The organism is Luteithermobacter gelatinilyticus, from assembly GCF_005849285.1.
Taxonomy (GTDB): domain Bacteria; phylum Pseudomonadota; class Alphaproteobacteria; order Sphingomonadales; family Emcibacteraceae; genus Luteithermobacter; species Luteithermobacter gelatinilyticus.
The window spans coordinates 1,397,427-1,412,726 of record NZ_CP040517.1 but is presented as its reverse complement, the minus strand read 5'-3'; the positions used below and the strand labels follow the sequence as shown (position 1 = coordinate 1,412,726).

The following is a 15,300-nucleotide window of genomic DNA, read 5'->3' as shown; positions in this document are numbered from 1 at the left end:
TCACAAAAAAACGGGGCAGCTCTCGCGCCCCGCTTTGTTTGCTGTTAATACTGCTTTGTAAATTCGATTTTCGAAAACGACGTGCTCAGCCCTTGAGTTTTTGCAACAACAACTGGTTCACCAGTTGCGGATTGGCTTTGCCTTGAGTCTTTTTCATGACTTGTCCGACAAAGAAGCCGAGCAGTTTTTCCTTCCCGGCACGATATTCTTCGACCTTATCGGCATTGGCCGCCATCACCTCGTCGATGAAAGCCTCGATGGTGCCGGTATCTGACACCTGTTTCAGGCCCTTTTCCTCCACAATCTGTTCCGGAGACTGGTCGGAGGTGAGCATAATTTCAAACACGTCTTTGGCGATGCGTCCAGAAATTGTGCCATCCATCTGCAGTTTCAGCAGCTCCGCGCCATGTTCTGGCGGGATCGGACTGTCGGTAATGGTACATCCCAACTTGTTTAACGCCCCAAACAAGTCACCGGTCACCCAGTTGGACACCTGGGTGGCAAATTCATGTTTATCCTTGCCGGTCATTTTTTCCAGAGCATCCAGAACCTGTTCAAAATAAGCGGCATTTTCTTTTTCTGCCACCAGCACCCCGGCATTATAGGCAGGGATTTTCAAGTCCTCGATGAACCGGGCCTTTTTCGCATCCGGCAATTCCGGCAAATCTGCGGCAATCTCGCGCACAAACTCCTCGGTAAACTCCAGAGGCAGCAGGTCCGGATCAGGGAAATAGCGATAGTCGTGGGCCTCTTCCTTGGACCGCATGGAACGGGTCTTGCCCGTATTTGGATCAAACAGCCGGGTTTCCTGCTCTATTACCCCGCCGTCTTCCAGAATGGCGACCTGGCGGTTGGCTTCATATTCAATGGCCTGCATCACAAACCGCACGCTGTTAACATTTTTGATTTCGCAACGTGTTCCCAGCGGTTCACCCGGCCGGCGCACGGACACATTGACGTCAGCGCGCATGCTGCCCTGCTCCATATTGCCATCACAGGTACCGATATAACGCAAAATGGTTCTAAGTTTTCTCAGGTAAGCCCCGGCTTCCTCAGAAGAGCGCATATCCGGTTTGGAGACAATTTCCATCAGTGCCACGCCGGAGCGGTTGAGATCCACATAGGTCATTTCTGGATGCTGATCATGCATGGACTTGCCGGCATCCTGTTCCAGGTGAATCCGTTCGATCCCCACTACCCGGGTTTCCCCATTTTCCAGATCCAGGTGGATTTCCCCTTCTCCCACAATGGGGTGTTTATACTGGGAAATCTGATACCCTTGGGGCAGATCGGCATAAAAATAGTTTTTGCGGTCAAAAACGGAATAGGTATTGATCTTGGCCTGAAGCGCAAGACCCGTCCGGATTGCCTGCCGCACACATTCCTTGTTGATCACGGGTAACATGCCAGGCATAGCCGCATCCACAAAACTGACCTGCGTGTTGGGCTCTGCCCCAAACGCCGTGGAGGAACCGGAAAACAGCTTGGCTTCGGAAATCACCTGGGCATGAACTTCAAGCCCGATGATAATTTCCCAATCCCCCGTGGCGCCCTGAATAATCTTCACCATTATTTCTCTCCCCCGTTGCGTGACCACCAGTTTTGCGGTTTGGCAGTAAAGCCGGCCGCCTGCTCCAGAACGTCTGCCGTCCGCAGCACTGTTTCTTCATCAAAGGGTTTGCCTAAGAGTTGCAGCCCCAGCGGTAGTTTCTCCGCGCTCAATCCCGCCGGGACAGAGATTCCCGGAAGACCGGCCAGGCTTGCCGGCACGGTAAAGACGTCATTGAGATACATGGCCAGAGGATCGTCGGACTTTTCGCCAAGAGCAAAGGCCGCACTCGGCGCTGTGGGGGTGAGGATCACATCCACCTGCTCATAGGCTTTTGAGAAATCCCGGGCAATCAGGCTGCGCACCTTTTGCGCCTTCAGGTAATAGGCGTCGTAATAGCCGGCGGACAGTACATAGGTGCCGATCAGAACCCGACGCTTGACTTCGTCGCCAAACCCTGCGGCACGGGTATTGCTGTACATTTCCGCCAGACTGTCGCCAGAAACCCTGAGCCCATATTTTACCCCATCATAACGCGCCAGGTTGGATGAAGCCTCCGCCGGCGCCACAATATAATAGGTGGGCAGGGCATATTTGGTATGCGGCAGGCTGATATCCACAATTTCGGCCCCCGCATCTTTCAGCCAGCCGATCCCCTGCTGCCACAGTTTTTCAATTTCCGCCGGCATGCCGTCCACCCGGTATTCCTTGGGAATACCCACTTTCAGACCACGAATGTCCCCGGTCAGAGCCGCTTCGTAATGGGGAACCGGCACATTGATCGAAGTTGAATCCTTAGGGTCATGCCCTGCCATGCTTTCCAGCATGATCGCCGCATCCCGCACCGTCTTGGTGATCGGCCCCGCCTGATCCAGCGAAGAGGCAAAGGCGATAATGCCCCAGCGAGAGCAGCGCCCATAGGTGGGTTTCAGGCCCACAAGGCCGGTAAAGGATGCCGGTTGCCGGATAGAGCCGCCAGTATCCGTGCCGGTGGCCGCCAGCGCAATATCCGCGGCAACAGCCGCCGTCGACCCGCCAGAAGATCCCCCCGGCACAAGTTTCTTGTCGGAACCTTCCGCCCGCCAAGGGTTAATGGCCGGACCGTAATAGCTGGTTTCATTGGAGGAGCCCATGGCGAACTCATCCATGTTCAATTTGCCAAGCATCACGGCCCCGTCCTGCCACATCTGGGCGGTCACGGTGGATTCATAGAGCGGCTTGAAACCGTCAAGAATATGACTCGCCGCGCAGCTGTGCACCCCCTTGGTACAAAACAGATCCTTGATGCCCACGGGCAAACCGGTCATGGCCTTGGCCTCGCCCGCACGGATCATGGCATCAGCCCGCTCCGCCATGTCCAGCGCCTGTTCGGCAGTTGTGACAATATAGGCGTTCAATTCACTGGCATCTTCAATTGCTTCCAGATGCTGTTCGGTAATCTCGCGGGAAGTGAAGTCGCCGGCTTTCAGTCCGTCGCGGGCTTCGGCGAGGGTCAGTTTTGTCAGTTCTGTCATGATCCCCTCCTATTCGATGACCTTGGGAACGGCAAAAAAGCCATGTTCAGCCGCCGGTGCATTGGCCAGGATATCCTCTCGATAACCACCGTCGGTGACCTTGTCTTCCCGCATGGGTAGACTGGCTTCAACCACGCTGGTCATGGGATCCACCCCGTCCGTATCCACTTCGGACAGCATTTCTACCCAATCAAGAATATTATTGAGTTCCCCGGCCAACGGCTCCAGCTTGTCCTCGGGCACAGTAATCCGGGCAAGGTTCGCGATTTTCGCGACAGTATCCTTATCAACAGACATCTTGTTCCTGACTTTGTTGTGATGACATAAGATGAGCGGAACCTAGCACCGGCGGGGATGTTCCGCAAGGGTTAGCATCGCTAAATCCGGCAAAATGACAGGTTGGGCAAAAAGCCTTTCCACCGGAACAGTATGCAGGTTTAACTCAGGTTAAATATCTGCCTGCAAACCAGGTTCACAGCTGTGAGCAGCAATAAAAAGGGGAATATTTTTACCGCCTTATTCGACAAGCCGATCAAGTGCATAACCACGAAACGGTTTGGTATGGGCAAGCGCCACATGGCTCGATATATTAGCCACACCTTCCATATTGCTGATCAGATCATCATTGAGCTTGAGATAGCTGTTCATGTCAGGACAGACAATCCGCAGGAAATAATCAAAATTGCCGCTCACCGTGTAGCATTCCACTATTTCCGGGAATTTTTCGATGGCTTCCTCAAAGGCCTTGAAATTGTCATTGGTATGTTCATGAAGGCTAACAGTGACCAGGACTGTCACGGTCCGGCAGATCATATCCAGATTGATGTTTGCCATATATCCTTCAATATACCCTTCCTCTTCAAGCTTTCGCACCCGTTGCAGGCAGGAACTCGGAGATAGCCCTACCTTCTGGGACAGATCATGATTGGTGATACGCGCATCATTCTGTAAAATCGAAAGAATCTTCAAATCAATCTTATCAAGAGACTTCTTTTTCGCCATTCTTGGACTCCGTAGGTTCTTTATTATGTTATGTAACTCATTAAAAAAAATAACGAATAATCTTTTTAAAACAATATATCACATTTCGGTTACAATCCGAATAATATTTTGACCTTTTCCAAAAATAGAAATTTCATTTTTCGGATTCCGTGTAAAACTTAGGAAGAACAAGGCAAATGTTTTCAGGACGTTTTCGAGAAATACACGTTACGAAAAGGCATCCCCAAAATGACATTACAGAAGAACCGGAAAATTTCTCTGATCGGGGTTCCCAGTGATATTGGCGCCAGCGATCGCGGCGCCAGCATGGGGCCCGAAGCCCTCAGGGTTGCCGGTATTATCCGCACCCTTGAAGAGCTGGGATATGAAGTCAACGATACAGGCAACCTGTTCGGCCCGAAAAACCCACAGGCCGCATCGAAAAACGGCTATCGCCATCTGCGGGAAACAGCCATCTGGTGCCGAAATGTCCAGGATGCGGTCTATGAGCAGCTTCTGGAAGGACATTTCCCGATTATGATGGGCGGCGATCATGCCATGTCCATCGGTTCCGTCGCTGCCGTAGCCCGCTACTGTGCCCGGGTGGGCAAAAAACTGTATCTTTTGTGGATCGACGCCCATGCGGATTTCAACACCAATGACACCAGTCCGACCGGCAATATTCACGGTATGCCCGTTGCCGTCGCCGCCGGATACGGCCCGAAGGAACTTCTGTCCATCGGTCCTGCGGTTCCCATGGTGGAAACGGAAAACATCTGTCAGGTGGCCATCCGTTCTGTGGATCGCAAGGAAAAGGACCTGGTGATGAAAAGTGGCATCACCGTTTATGACATGCGCCGCATTGATGAAATCGGTATACGCCAGACCATGTCCGAAATTCTTGAGGATGTGGCGAGCAAAAACGCGCACCTGCATGTCAGTTTTGACGTGGACAGCCTGGACCCGTCCATTGCTCCCGGTGTCGCCACCACCATTCCCGGCGGCCTCAGCTACCGGGAAGCCCAGCTGTGCATGGAAATGATTCACGACAGCGGGTTGATGGGCTCTCTGGATATTGCCGAAATCAACCCGGCGCTGGATCATAAAAACTCCACGGCTCTTCTGGCCGTTGAACTGGTCGCCAGTCTGTTCGGCAAACACATTCTGCCGCCTCAGGCCAACGAGGCTTTTTCCCTGTCCTCTAAGGAACAATAATCATGACACTGCAAGAACAGCTTATTGAAAAAACAGAACGTTACAGCGCCCATAACTATCACCCTCTGCCGATTGTCCTGACCAAGGGGGAAGATATCTGGGTCTGGGACACTGACGGCAAAAAATATCTGGACTGTCTAAGCGCCTATTCGGCTGTCAATCAGGGACACTGCCACCCCAAAATCATCCAGGCGCTTAAGGAACAGGCCGAAAAACTGACTCTCACGTCTCGGGCCTTTCACAACGACCGAATGGGAAGTTTTCTGGAAAAGCTCTGTTCGGTCGCCGAGATGGAAATGGCGTTGCCGATGAACACCGGGGCTGAAGCCGTGGAAACCGCCATCAAGGCGGTGCGGAAATGGGCCTATGAAGTCAAAGGCGTTCCGAACAACCAGGCTGAAATCATTTTCTGCGAAGGTAATTTCCACGGCCGGACCATTACCACGGTCAGCGCCTCTTCCGAAGAGGAATACAAACATCACTTCGGTCCTTTTACGCCAGGATTCAAACTGATCCCCTATGGGGACGCCCAGGCGCTGGAAGCGGCAATCACCCCAAATACGGCAGCCGTGATCATGGAACCCATTCAGGGCGAGGCTGGAATCAATGTGCCGCCGGAAGGATATCTGAGTGCCACGCGTCATATCTGCCATCGCCATAATGTGCTTTTTGTTCTGGACGAAATCCAGACGGGGTTGGGACGCACCGGAAAAATGTTCTGTTACCAGCACGAACATGACGCCAAACCCGATATGCTGATTGTGGGCAAGGCGTTGAGCGGCGGCACCTATCCGGTTTCCGCCGTGGTCTCCTCCAAAGCCGTACTCGAAGTTTTCACCCCCGGCATTCACGGCAGCACCTATGGCGGCAACCCGCTGGGAGCGGCTGTGGGACTTGCCGCGCTTGAGGTGATTGAAGAGGAAAACCTGGCGGAACGCTCCCACCTGCTCGGGGATTATCTGATGCGCAAACTGGAAGCCATTCCCACTAATAAAGTGGCGGAAATCCGGGGCAAAGGGCTTATGGTGGGCATTGAATTGCACAAGGATGTGGGACCGGCCCGGCCTTATTGTGAGGCGCTTATGGAACGGGGCATGCTGTGCAAAGAAACCCATGAAACAGTCATTCGTATCGCCCCGCCCCTGACTATTGAGAAAGAAAATATCGACTGGATGGTGGACCAGCTCACCGAGGTTCTGGCGGCAGAATGAGAGGCGGGTATCTCTTGGCAATCCATGGGGAACCGTGGATTGCCTCGTCGCTGATACTTCGCGCAATGACATCGCAATGATGGCGAAGGCTACTGCAAACCGTTAATCCACCCAGTCGAGGCCCATCTGCCGATAGCGTTCCCTGTCTTCGGTCCAGCCTTTGCGCACCTTAACGAACAAAAACAAATGCACCCGGCGATCCAGAAGGTCCTGCAATTCTTCCCGGGCCTGACGACCGATTTCCTTTAAGGTCTGGCCGCCTTTGCCAATCACGATTTTCTTCTGGCTGTCCCGCTCCACATAGATGACCTGTTCGATACGCACGCTGCCATCTTTCAGTTCTTTCCAGCTTTCGGTTTCAACGGTGGCGCTGTAGGGCAGCTCATCATGCAGGCGCAGAAAAAACTTTTCGCGGGTAATTTCCGCCGCCAGCATGCGTTCGGTAATATCCGTCAACTGATCCTCGGGATACAGCCAGACGCCTTCGGGCAGATATTTGGCGATTTTTTGTTTCAGGTCCTCCAGACCATCCCCGGTCAGGGCGGAAATCATCAGGGTATCGGTGAACTCCCCAGCCGCATTCATTTCTTGCGCCAACGCCAGTAGCCGCTCCCTTTTTACCGCGTCCACCTTATTGATGACCAACATGGCGCGCCGCTTGTGTTCTTTGAGGTTTTCTGCGATCCGTCGCGTATCCTCATCCACCCCGCGCGTCGCATCAATCATCAGAAGAACGATATCCGCATCATAAGCCCCTTCCCAGGCAGCGGAAACCATGGCACGCTCCAGCCGTCTTTTAGGCTGAAAAATACCGGGCGTATCCAGAAAGATCATCTGGTTCGGGCCATCTACCCCCACGCCGATAAGGCGGGTCCGGGTGGTCTGAACCTTATGGGTGACTATCGAGATTTTGCTGCCGACCAAGGCATTCAGAAGGGTGGATTTACCCACATTGGGCGCGCCGATCAATGCCACATACCCGCAACGGGTTGGTTCCCTTCCCGTCATGCAGACACCTCTTCCACCAAGCTGAGCATCTTGGCTGCGGCCGCCTGCTCTGCTTCGCGTTTGGAGCGCCCCTGACCAGTCTGCTGTTCAAATCCGTTCATGCGGACGGCAATGGTAAAAAGCGGCTCATGAGCCGGTCCCTTGCGGTTGAGGGTTACATAGGTGGGGGTTGCAATTCGCCGGCTTTGCGCCCATTCCTGCAATCGCGTCTTGGCATCCCGTTCCGCGATGTTGGCATCCTTGAGAAAATCGCGCCAATAGGTGCGGATTAATTTACGTGCCGGCTCCGCGCCCCCTTCCAGATAGATGGCTCCGATCACCGCCTCGCAGATGTCCGCAAGAATCGTAATCCGGCTTCGTCCGCCGCTATCTTCGGCGCTTTTGGCCATAATAATATAATCCCCCAGCCCGATATTTTCCGCGGCTTCGGCACAGGTTTCCCGGCGCACCAGATTGGTATGGCGACTTGCCAGACCGCCTTCCGGTTCATGGGGGTATTTTTCATACAGCCATTCGGCTATCACCAGTCCCAGTACCCTGTCACCGACAAACTCCAAACGCTGATAGTTATTCACCCCTTCGAGGCTCGGATGCGTGAGGGCTTCCCTGAGCAAACTTTCATCCCGGAAGGTATATCCCAGGGAATTGTATAGCTGTACATACTGTCCTTTTTCCGCAGTCACGTCTTCTTCCTGCATATCATTAGTGTATGGTCGTAAAAAAGCGTTCGCGACGCTCTTCGGGAAACCATTTCCAAAACTCCCAAAGCCTGGCTTTGTTATCGAAAGAAAGGGTGATCCATTCGGCCCGGCCGATAATGTTCTCATAAGGCACATACCCTACCCCCACATCCTTGGGCAGACGGCTGTCCCGGGAATTATCGCGATTGTCGCCCATCGCAAAGTAATGACCTTCCGGTACTCGGAAAACCTGGGTGTCATCGGCGTGATTGAACGGGGAATACCCTTTGTCCAGGACAATATAACTTTTGCCATTGGGCAGAGTTTCCCGGTACTGTTCGAAGCTTTCCCGGCGGCCATGTTCATTGATCCGAACATAATCCTCAAGACGCTCGCGTCTGACGGCCTCTCCGTTAATATACAACACACCCTTTTTCATCTGAATCCGGTCCCCCGGCAAACCGACAATACGCTTGATATAATAAGTTCCCGGATCCCGGGGCAGCCGGAAGACCGCCACGTCGCCCCGTTCTACCGGGCTTTCAAATATCCGTCCGGAAAACAGGGGAAGACTAAAAGGCAGGGAATGACGGCTAAACCCATAGGAGAATTTTGAGACCAAAAGATAGTCCCCGATCATCAGGTTTTTGAGCATGGATTCCGAAGGAATCGTAAAGGGCTGATACACAAAACTCCTGAAAAATACGGCAATCAGAATTGCGTAAAAAATGGTTTTCGCAAAATCCAGCCAACTTTCCTGGTCCTTGGCCTGGTCCTTGGCCTGGCCCTTGGCCTGATCCTTGGTTTCGGGCGAGGCGTTCACCTGATCCTTAATATTGTTGCTCATGGAACAAAGAATACTTTCGCATGTGAAGAAAACATATAATGCATACGGACTAGGCTTAGCCTATTGTCCGTCAAATCTCAATTGTTAATCTGCGCATATGGTCTGACCATTCACGCGCTTCCGGCAGGGTAAGCCGTAATTAAAACAATGGCCTGGGCCCATGGGTAATCATCTGTCATAGTCAGAGTGACTTCTGCTGTATAGCCATTGGGCACCAATTCCTCAAGCCTTTGCCGCGCCATACCGCCAAGTTTGAGATACGGACGTCCCAGCTCGTCATTTTCCACCGTGACGTCTTTCCAGACCACTCCATTCTGATAGAACCCTGTTCCCAGAGCCTTGGCGGCGGCTTCCTTAGCGGCAAACCGTTTGGCATAGCTTGCCGCCCGTGTCAGCTCCCGGGCCTCGGATCGCGCGATTTCGGTTTCTGTAAAAATCCTGTGGATAAATCTTGCTCCAAACCGTTGCAAAGAATTTTCAATCCGGCGAATATCCACCAGATCATTGCCCAGCCCGATCACCCGCATTATGTGTCTGCCCCGCCCGGAGTCGCTCTGTTACGGCCCCGATCCATAAGAACCCGCATCCGGCGGATGCTTTCCTCAAACCCAACAAAAATGGCTTCACCCACCAGGAAATGGCCAATATTAAATTCCGTAAATTGCGGGATGGCCGCCACGGCCATAACGGTGTCGTAATTCAGGCCATGGCCTGCATGCACTTCTAGCTCCAGTTCTTCACATAATGCCGCTGCCCGGCGCAACCGATCCAGTTCCCGACGCACATCCTGTCCCGAAGCTTCCACATAGGTGCCGGTATGCAGTTCCACCTTGTCCGCGCCAATCTGTTTCGATGCGCGAACCTGGTCTTCATCTGGATCAATAAACAGGCTGACACTGATGCCGGCCTCCTTCAATGCCGCCACATAAGCGCTGAGATGTTCATAGCCGACAATAACATCAAGACCGCCCTCGGTCGTCAATTCCTGACGTTTTTCCGGCACCAGACAGCTTGAGGCCGGTTTGTGCCGGACAGCGATTTCCAGCATTTCCTCCGTCGCCGCCATTTCCAGGTTAAGCGGCAGGCTGATTTCCGCCATCAGGCGGTCAATATCATTGTCGGAAATATGCCGGCGGTCTTCGCGCAAATGCGCCGTAATGCCGTCTGCTCCTGCATGAGCCGCAAGATGTGCGGCTCTGACAGGATCGGGATGAACGCCGCCGCGGGCATTCCGGATGGTGGCCACATGATCAATATTCACCCCAAGACGAATTCTGCCGCCTTGCCCATTTTTGCGCCTGTCTACCATAACACACCTTCTTCCTTGCCGATATTTTCCTGCGCTTTGTCAGCCGTGGTGCGGCGCACATCCCGCTCCGTCTCTTCGGCGGTGCCAAGCGCCAATTTGCGCTCCAATGCCTTCATGCGCTTTTCAAAGCGTTTACGTTTATATTCTGACACCAGTTTGTAAATCGGCCAATAGGTAATGCCCCACACCACAGCACCGATCAATAGTCCCCCCACCAGCATCGGTAACAAGACAGAATGGAAAAACGGGGTCAGTTTTTTCAACACCACAAGAGGGCTTGTCAGCACTTCCCCAAAGGTAAAGCTGTGCAGCATGGCTTCCATTTCCGCGCCCAACTGGCCCGATGCCTCCCAGCCCAGCAACCAGCATCCCGTCTGATATGTAACAAACCAGATCAATGGAAAGGTCCAGGGATTGCCAACAATGGTGCCCATAGCCGAGGTCAGCACATTGCCCCGAATGATCCAGGCGAACAACGCCGCCAGCAGAAAATGAAATCCGATAAAGGGTGTGAAGGAAACAGCGGCCCCGCAGGCAAACCCCGCCGCTATGGCATAAGAGGTTCCCGGAATACGCGCCAGACGATGATGCAGATAGTTCAGGGTCCTTTTCCAACCCACACTTGGCCAGATCAGATCCCTGACTTTTCCCCCAAACGTCTTTTCGGTGCGACGCCTGAACAGTATCCGGTCCTTTCCTGTTAAATCATCCGCTCGACAAATTAAGAAAACACCTGCTCAAAGGATGTCTTGTCTGTTAATGTCTTCTGTGGCGGACACAAGCGACCATCTCTTATGATCACTTGAGGCCGCGACTTCCCGGTTTTATGGCCGGCAGGGTCTTCAATTCGGGCGGCAGGTTGTCTTCTTCATAAGCCGGGATTTCCAGACCGGCAAGTGAGACCAATGGGACGCCCACATCCGCCTTGCCATTGCTGCGGTCAATTAAACAGCTTGCCACCACCACATTACCGCCATACCGACGGATCACATCAATACATTCCCGGGACGAAAGCCCTGTGGTCACGATGTCTTCGGCCATTAGGATTCTGGCGCCTTCGGGAATTTCAAAACCGCGCCGGAGGGTAAACTCCCCCTCTACCCGTTCCGTAAAGATGGCCGGCACACCAAGCTGGCGCCCCATTTCATAACCAACAATCACCCCCCCCATAGCCGGAGAAACCACCATATCAATGGGTTCCCCCGTAGCCGCGCGCACTTTGGCGGCCAACGCACGGCAGAGCCTTTCCGCCCTTTTGGGGTCCATCAATACCCGGGCGCATTGCAGATACATAGCGCTATGTAGCCCGGAGGATAATAAGAAATGCCCTTCCAGCAAAGCCCCCGCTTCCCTGAACACATCAAGGACTTCATCACGATCCATCATCATCTTCCACCTTGTCCTCTAACCGTCCCCTCACGCTGGCCCCACTGCCGGGCCCATTGCGTTCAGCTGAACGCCCGCTCCACAGAATTCACCCGTTCATTGGCCCTGAGAGCCGTGATTATGCTGGTCAGATGTTTAACATCTCTGATTTCAATATCAAGCTCAATCCTGAACAGATCGGGGGAACGTTCAACGAATTTTATGTTGCTCACATTGCCCCGTTCCAGGGCCACGATATTCAGAACCGTTGCCAGCACGCCGGGTTCATGATCCAGGAGCATTTCGATCCGCCCCACAAAAAAGCCGAGATCCTCCTCCTGCTCCGCCCAGGACAAATCCAGCCACGCTTCAGGGGTTTCGGAATACGCTTCCAACGCATCACAATCAATCGTATGCACCATGATTCCCTTACCGGTGGTGCTGATGCCCACAATTCTGTCGCCAGGCAAGGGATGGCAGCATTCTGCCAAATGCACCGCCAGCCCTGGCGTCAGGCCACGGATCGGAATGGATCTGTTTTTCTTCTTTTTCTCACCATTTTCATCTGCGCCGTTGAGGGGCCGATTATTGTCCTTTCCGTTCAGCTTGATTCCCGGGAAAACGGTCTCAAGAACCTTGCGATCTGAAAGTTCCCCCTTTCCGACCATTTCATAAACCTCATCCACCCCGCCCATATTCAGTTTCTTTGCCGCCAGGCCAATGGATTTCTGGGTAAATTCCCGGCTTTCCCGCAGAAAGGAGCGTTCAAGAATACTGCGTCCCAGCTTGATATATTCATTCTTTTTTTGCAGCCGGATAAAACGTCGGATGGCGGATTTGGCTTTGCCGGTAATTACAAAGTTCAACCAGGTGGGGGACGGGTGTTGTGCTTTGGAGCGCAGGATTTCCACCTGATCCCCGTTTTTCAGTATGGTTCTGAGCTGGACCGGTTTGCCGTTGATTTTACCGCCCACACAGGTATCGCCGATACGGGTATGCACCGCATAAGCAAAATCCACCACCGTGGCTCCGCGCGGCAGGCTGATCAGTTCTCCCTTGGGGGTAAAACAGAACACCTGATCCTGATACATGGCCAGTTTGGTGTGTTCAAGAAACTCTTCGGGATCGGCGGAATGTTCCAGGATTTCCAGAAGATCCTGCAGCCAGCGGAACTGGGCGCCTTCCTTAGAGTTGGCGTGCTGCTTGTAGGTCCAGTGTGCCGCCACCCCCTTTTCCGCCACAGCATCCATTTCCGTTGAGCGAATCTGGATTTCAATTTTGTTCTTCTGCGGGCCGATCACGGCAGTATGAAGGGACTGATAACCGTTCGGCTTGGGCATGGAAATATAGTCCTTGAACAATCCCGGAACAGCCTGCCATTTCTGATGTACCGCGCCCAGCGCCCGATAACAGGTTTCCCGATCATCGACAATAATCCGGAAAGCAAGAATGTCCGCCTGATTTTCCAGGCTTACATTGCGGTAGGTCATCTTACGCCAGATGGAATAAGGTTTCTTTTCCCGGCCCTTGACTTCTGCTTCAATGCCGGCTTCCTCCATCAGCATTTCGAGTTCACGGATCACCTGATCGCGAATATCCGCCGTATTGGCATGAAGATATTCCAGACGTTTGATGATGGATTCATAAGCTTCCGGATAAACATAGGGAAAAGCAAGGCCTTCCAGTTCTTCCTTTACTTCCTGCATGCCGATGCGTTCGGCCAGTGGCGCATAAATGTCCAGGGTCTCCCGGGCGATACGAACCCGTTTTTCCTCTTTGCGGATATAATGCAGCGTGCGCATGTTGTGCAGCCTGTCGGCAAGTTTGACCAGCAACACCCGGATGTCATTGGACATGGCCAGCAGGAACTTGCTGAAATTTTCCGCCTGTTTGGAATTTTCCGAGACATATTCGAGTTTGGACAGTTTGGTTACCCCATCGACCATTTTGGCAATTTCCTCGCCAAACAGTTCCTCGATCTGTTCGCGAGTGGCCACCGTGTCCTCAATGGTGTCATGCAGCAATGCCGTCACGATGGTATTGCAGTCCAGCTGCATGTTCGTCAGGATACCCGCGACCTCCAGGGGGTGTGAAAAATAGGGGTCGCCGCTGGCTCTGAGCTGCTTGCCGTGAGCCTTCATGGAGAACACATAAGCCCTGTTCAGGAGATTTTCGTCAGTCTCCGGATCGTAGGACTTCACCCGTTCGACCAGTTCGTATTGCCTAATCACAACCCGTTACTCGTTTCTCATGATGACCGCTATGACACCAATGATATAAGTAGACCAGAAAGGTCCTTAAAGACATGTAAAAAATTTCATACAAAAATTGGTCTTCACCCCTCAAAAACAAAGGCCTGCAGAAAAGATCATGCAGGCCCTGTCCGAGGTTGGAACTTCCTCAAATCCTTTTGATGAGGAAAAGAGGATCACTCCTCATCTTTTTGCTCATCCTCTTTCCCGGCTTCGCCCATCATTTCCCCGGCAATCATGGACAGGTTTTCAGCCGTCAGATCCTGATTGGTTTCTTCCAGCTTCTGCCCGGCCAGCAGCAGGGAAAGATCATCTTCTTCCGGCTCATCCACTTCCACATGTTTCTGTTGGCTGCGAATCAGCGCTTCTTTCAAATCTTCAACCTTGACGGTTTCCTCGGCAATCTCACGCAGGGCCACCACAGGATTTTTGTCATTATCCCGATCAACGGTCAAAGGAGCGCCGGAAGAAATCTGCCGGGCCCGCTGGGCAGCTACCAGGACAAGCTCAAAACGGTTTGGTACCTTATCTACGCAATCTTCAACTGTAACGCGTGCCATGCCGCAACGATCTCCAATCTGCTATGTTCCAGAAACGAGGCTTATACAACCCTATCTTCCGTCTGTAAAGGGCAGAACGTCCTCTTTTTCCGCCGTGTCCCGCTTATCAGCAGCCTGTCGTCCGACCAGCGCTTGATGATGGACGGCCGCGTTAGGGTAAATCGTGTCAATCTCATCGCAATTCACTCTCGCACATTCACTCTAGCTTACGGACAACACCTTCCTGCTCCCCGGGCGAATTTGCAAGCAATTCTTCTGCCGTCTGTCTGAATACAGGATGACGCCAGTCCGCCGCCACATCTTGCAATGGCAGCAGCACAAACCGTCGCTGATGCAAGCGAGGGTGCGGCACAAAAATCTGCCCCGTCATCATAACGGAGGGCCCCGTCTCCGCCGCCGTATTGGTCCATATGGCAAGAGAGGGCATAACCAGGTCGTGGTACGCCAACAGATCCAGATCAATAATCCGCGCTTCCCAGCGGATTTTACGCACCCGCCCCATCTCCCGTTCTATGTCATGCAAAACGGCCAGAAGCTCATCACAGGAAAGCTCTGTATGCAGCTGGGCTACCGCATTCACAAACCACGGCTGATCCGAACGAGGAACCGGTTCCGTTTCATAAAAAGGGGAAACATTGATAACCCTAACCCCTCTTTTGCCAAGACAGCGAAGAGCTTCTTTTAGGATGTTTTTGGGGCTACCATGCACCTCGGAAACAAGGTTGCTGCCCAAGCCGATCAATATCACTGCACTTCCCGCTAATATCAACTTTTGTTATGTTTTAAAGTCCCTTGCCCAATCAGTGAAC

The 15,300-nt window shown here is 52.9% G+C and carries 16 protein-coding genes; 2 read left to right on the top strand and 14 right to left on the bottom strand.

Features of this window, described 5'->3' with window-relative positions; all coding sequences use genetic code 11:
• Positions 1-85: 85 nt before the first annotated feature.
• The 4 genes from gatB to FE788_RS06270 all read right to left on the bottom strand — a co-directional run bounded on the left by gatB (position 86) and on the right by FE788_RS06270 (position 4,065).
• On the bottom strand, positions 86-1,570 hold the full coding sequence (gene gatB / locus FE788_RS06285; protein ID WP_138379838.1) for an Asp-tRNA(Asn)/Glu-tRNA(Gln) amidotransferase subunit GatB: 1,485 nt from the start codon (positions 1,568-1,570) through the stop codon (positions 86-88).
• Positions 1,570-3,063 (bottom strand): Asp-tRNA(Asn)/Glu-tRNA(Gln) amidotransferase subunit GatA, encoded by a 1,494-nt coding sequence (gene gatA, locus FE788_RS06280; RefSeq protein WP_138379837.1) that lies wholly within the window; start codon positions 3,061-3,063, stop codon positions 1,570-1,572. The genes gatB and gatA overlap by 1 nt, the downstream gene beginning before the upstream one ends.
• A 9-nt stretch (positions 3,064-3,072) precedes the next feature.
• Complete coding sequence (gatC, locus tag FE788_RS06275; RefSeq protein WP_138379836.1) at positions 3,073-3,360, bottom strand: Asp-tRNA(Asn)/Glu-tRNA(Gln) amidotransferase subunit GatC; 288 nt, start codon at positions 3,358-3,360, stop codon at positions 3,073-3,075.
• Positions 3,361-3,579: 219 nt separating this feature from the next.
• Complete coding sequence (locus tag FE788_RS06270) at positions 3,580-4,065, bottom strand: Lrp/AsnC family transcriptional regulator (RefSeq protein WP_138379835.1); 486 nt, start codon at positions 4,063-4,065, stop codon at positions 3,580-3,582.
• Positions 4,066-4,293: 228 nt separating this feature from the next.
• Between FE788_RS06270 and rocF the strand changes: the two genes are divergently transcribed.
• Both rocF and rocD read left to right on the top strand, forming a co-directional pair.
• Positions 4,294-5,259: an arginase gene (gene rocF / locus FE788_RS06265; protein ID WP_138379834.1), complete on the top strand. Its 966-nt coding sequence runs from the start codon at positions 4,294-4,296 to the stop codon at positions 5,257-5,259.
• Between the two features lie 2 nt (positions 5,260-5,261).
• Entirely contained in the window at positions 5,262-6,470 is a 1,209-nt protein-coding gene (gene rocD, locus FE788_RS06260) for an ornithine--oxo-acid transaminase (RefSeq protein WP_138379833.1), read from the top strand.
• 102 nt (positions 6,471-6,572) lie between these two features.
• On the opposite strand, the gene era is transcribed toward rocD, so the two are convergent.
• The 10 genes from era to folK all read right to left on the bottom strand — a co-directional run bounded on the left by era (position 6,573) and on the right by folK (position 15,239).
• A complete protein-coding gene (gene era / locus FE788_RS06255) occupies positions 6,573-7,478 on the bottom strand; it encodes a GTPase Era (protein ID WP_138379832.1) in 906 nt (301 codons plus the stop codon).
• On the bottom strand, positions 7,475-8,161 hold the full coding sequence (gene rnc, locus FE788_RS06250) for a ribonuclease III (RefSeq protein WP_210414168.1): 687 nt from the start codon (positions 8,159-8,161) through the stop codon (positions 7,475-7,477). The genes era and rnc overlap by 4 nt, the downstream gene beginning before the upstream one ends.
• 19 nt (positions 8,162-8,180) lie before the next feature.
• Positions 8,181-9,005: a signal peptidase I gene (gene lepB / locus FE788_RS06245; RefSeq protein WP_138379830.1), complete on the bottom strand. Its 825-nt coding sequence runs from the start codon at positions 9,003-9,005 to the stop codon at positions 8,181-8,183.
• 110 nt (positions 9,006-9,115) lie between these two features.
• Entirely contained in the window at positions 9,116-9,532 is a 417-nt protein-coding gene (gene acpS, locus FE788_RS06240; protein ID WP_138379829.1) for a holo-ACP synthase, read from the bottom strand.
• Positions 9,532-10,314 carry a pyridoxine 5'-phosphate synthase gene (locus tag FE788_RS06235; protein WP_138379828.1) on the bottom strand — a complete coding sequence of 261 codons (783 nt, stop codon included), beginning with the start codon at positions 10,312-10,314 and terminating at the stop codon, positions 9,532-9,534. The genes acpS and FE788_RS06235 overlap by 1 nt, the downstream gene beginning before the upstream one ends.
• The gene (locus tag FE788_RS06230) at positions 10,308-10,934 is read right to left on the bottom strand and encodes a DUF2062 domain-containing protein (RefSeq protein ID WP_168190302.1); all 627 of its coding nucleotides are present in this window, start codon (positions 10,932-10,934) and stop codon (positions 10,308-10,310) included. Before FE788_RS06230 ends, FE788_RS06235 begins: the two co-directional genes overlap by 7 nt.
• A gap of 178 nt (positions 10,935-11,112) precedes the next feature.
• On the bottom strand, positions 11,113-11,697 hold the full coding sequence (gene pyrE / locus FE788_RS06225; RefSeq protein WP_138381311.1) for an orotate phosphoribosyltransferase: 585 nt from the start codon (positions 11,695-11,697) through the stop codon (positions 11,113-11,115).
• 65 nt (positions 11,698-11,762) lie between these two features.
• Positions 11,763-13,910: a RelA/SpoT family protein gene (locus FE788_RS06220; RefSeq protein WP_138379826.1), complete on the bottom strand. Its 2,148-nt coding sequence runs from the start codon at positions 13,908-13,910 to the stop codon at positions 11,763-11,765.
• Positions 13,911-14,107: 197 nt separating this feature from the next.
• Positions 14,108-14,491 carry a DNA-directed RNA polymerase subunit omega gene (rpoZ, locus tag FE788_RS14260; protein ID WP_138379825.1) on the bottom strand — a complete coding sequence of 128 codons (384 nt, stop codon included), beginning with the start codon at positions 14,489-14,491 and terminating at the stop codon, positions 14,108-14,110.
• 196 nt (positions 14,492-14,687) lie between these two features.
• Positions 14,688-15,239 (bottom strand): 2-amino-4-hydroxy-6-hydroxymethyldihydropteridine diphosphokinase, encoded by a 552-nt coding sequence (gene folK / locus FE788_RS06210; protein WP_138379824.1) that lies wholly within the window; start codon positions 15,237-15,239, stop codon positions 14,688-14,690.
• Positions 15,240-15,300: the final 61 nt, after the last annotated feature.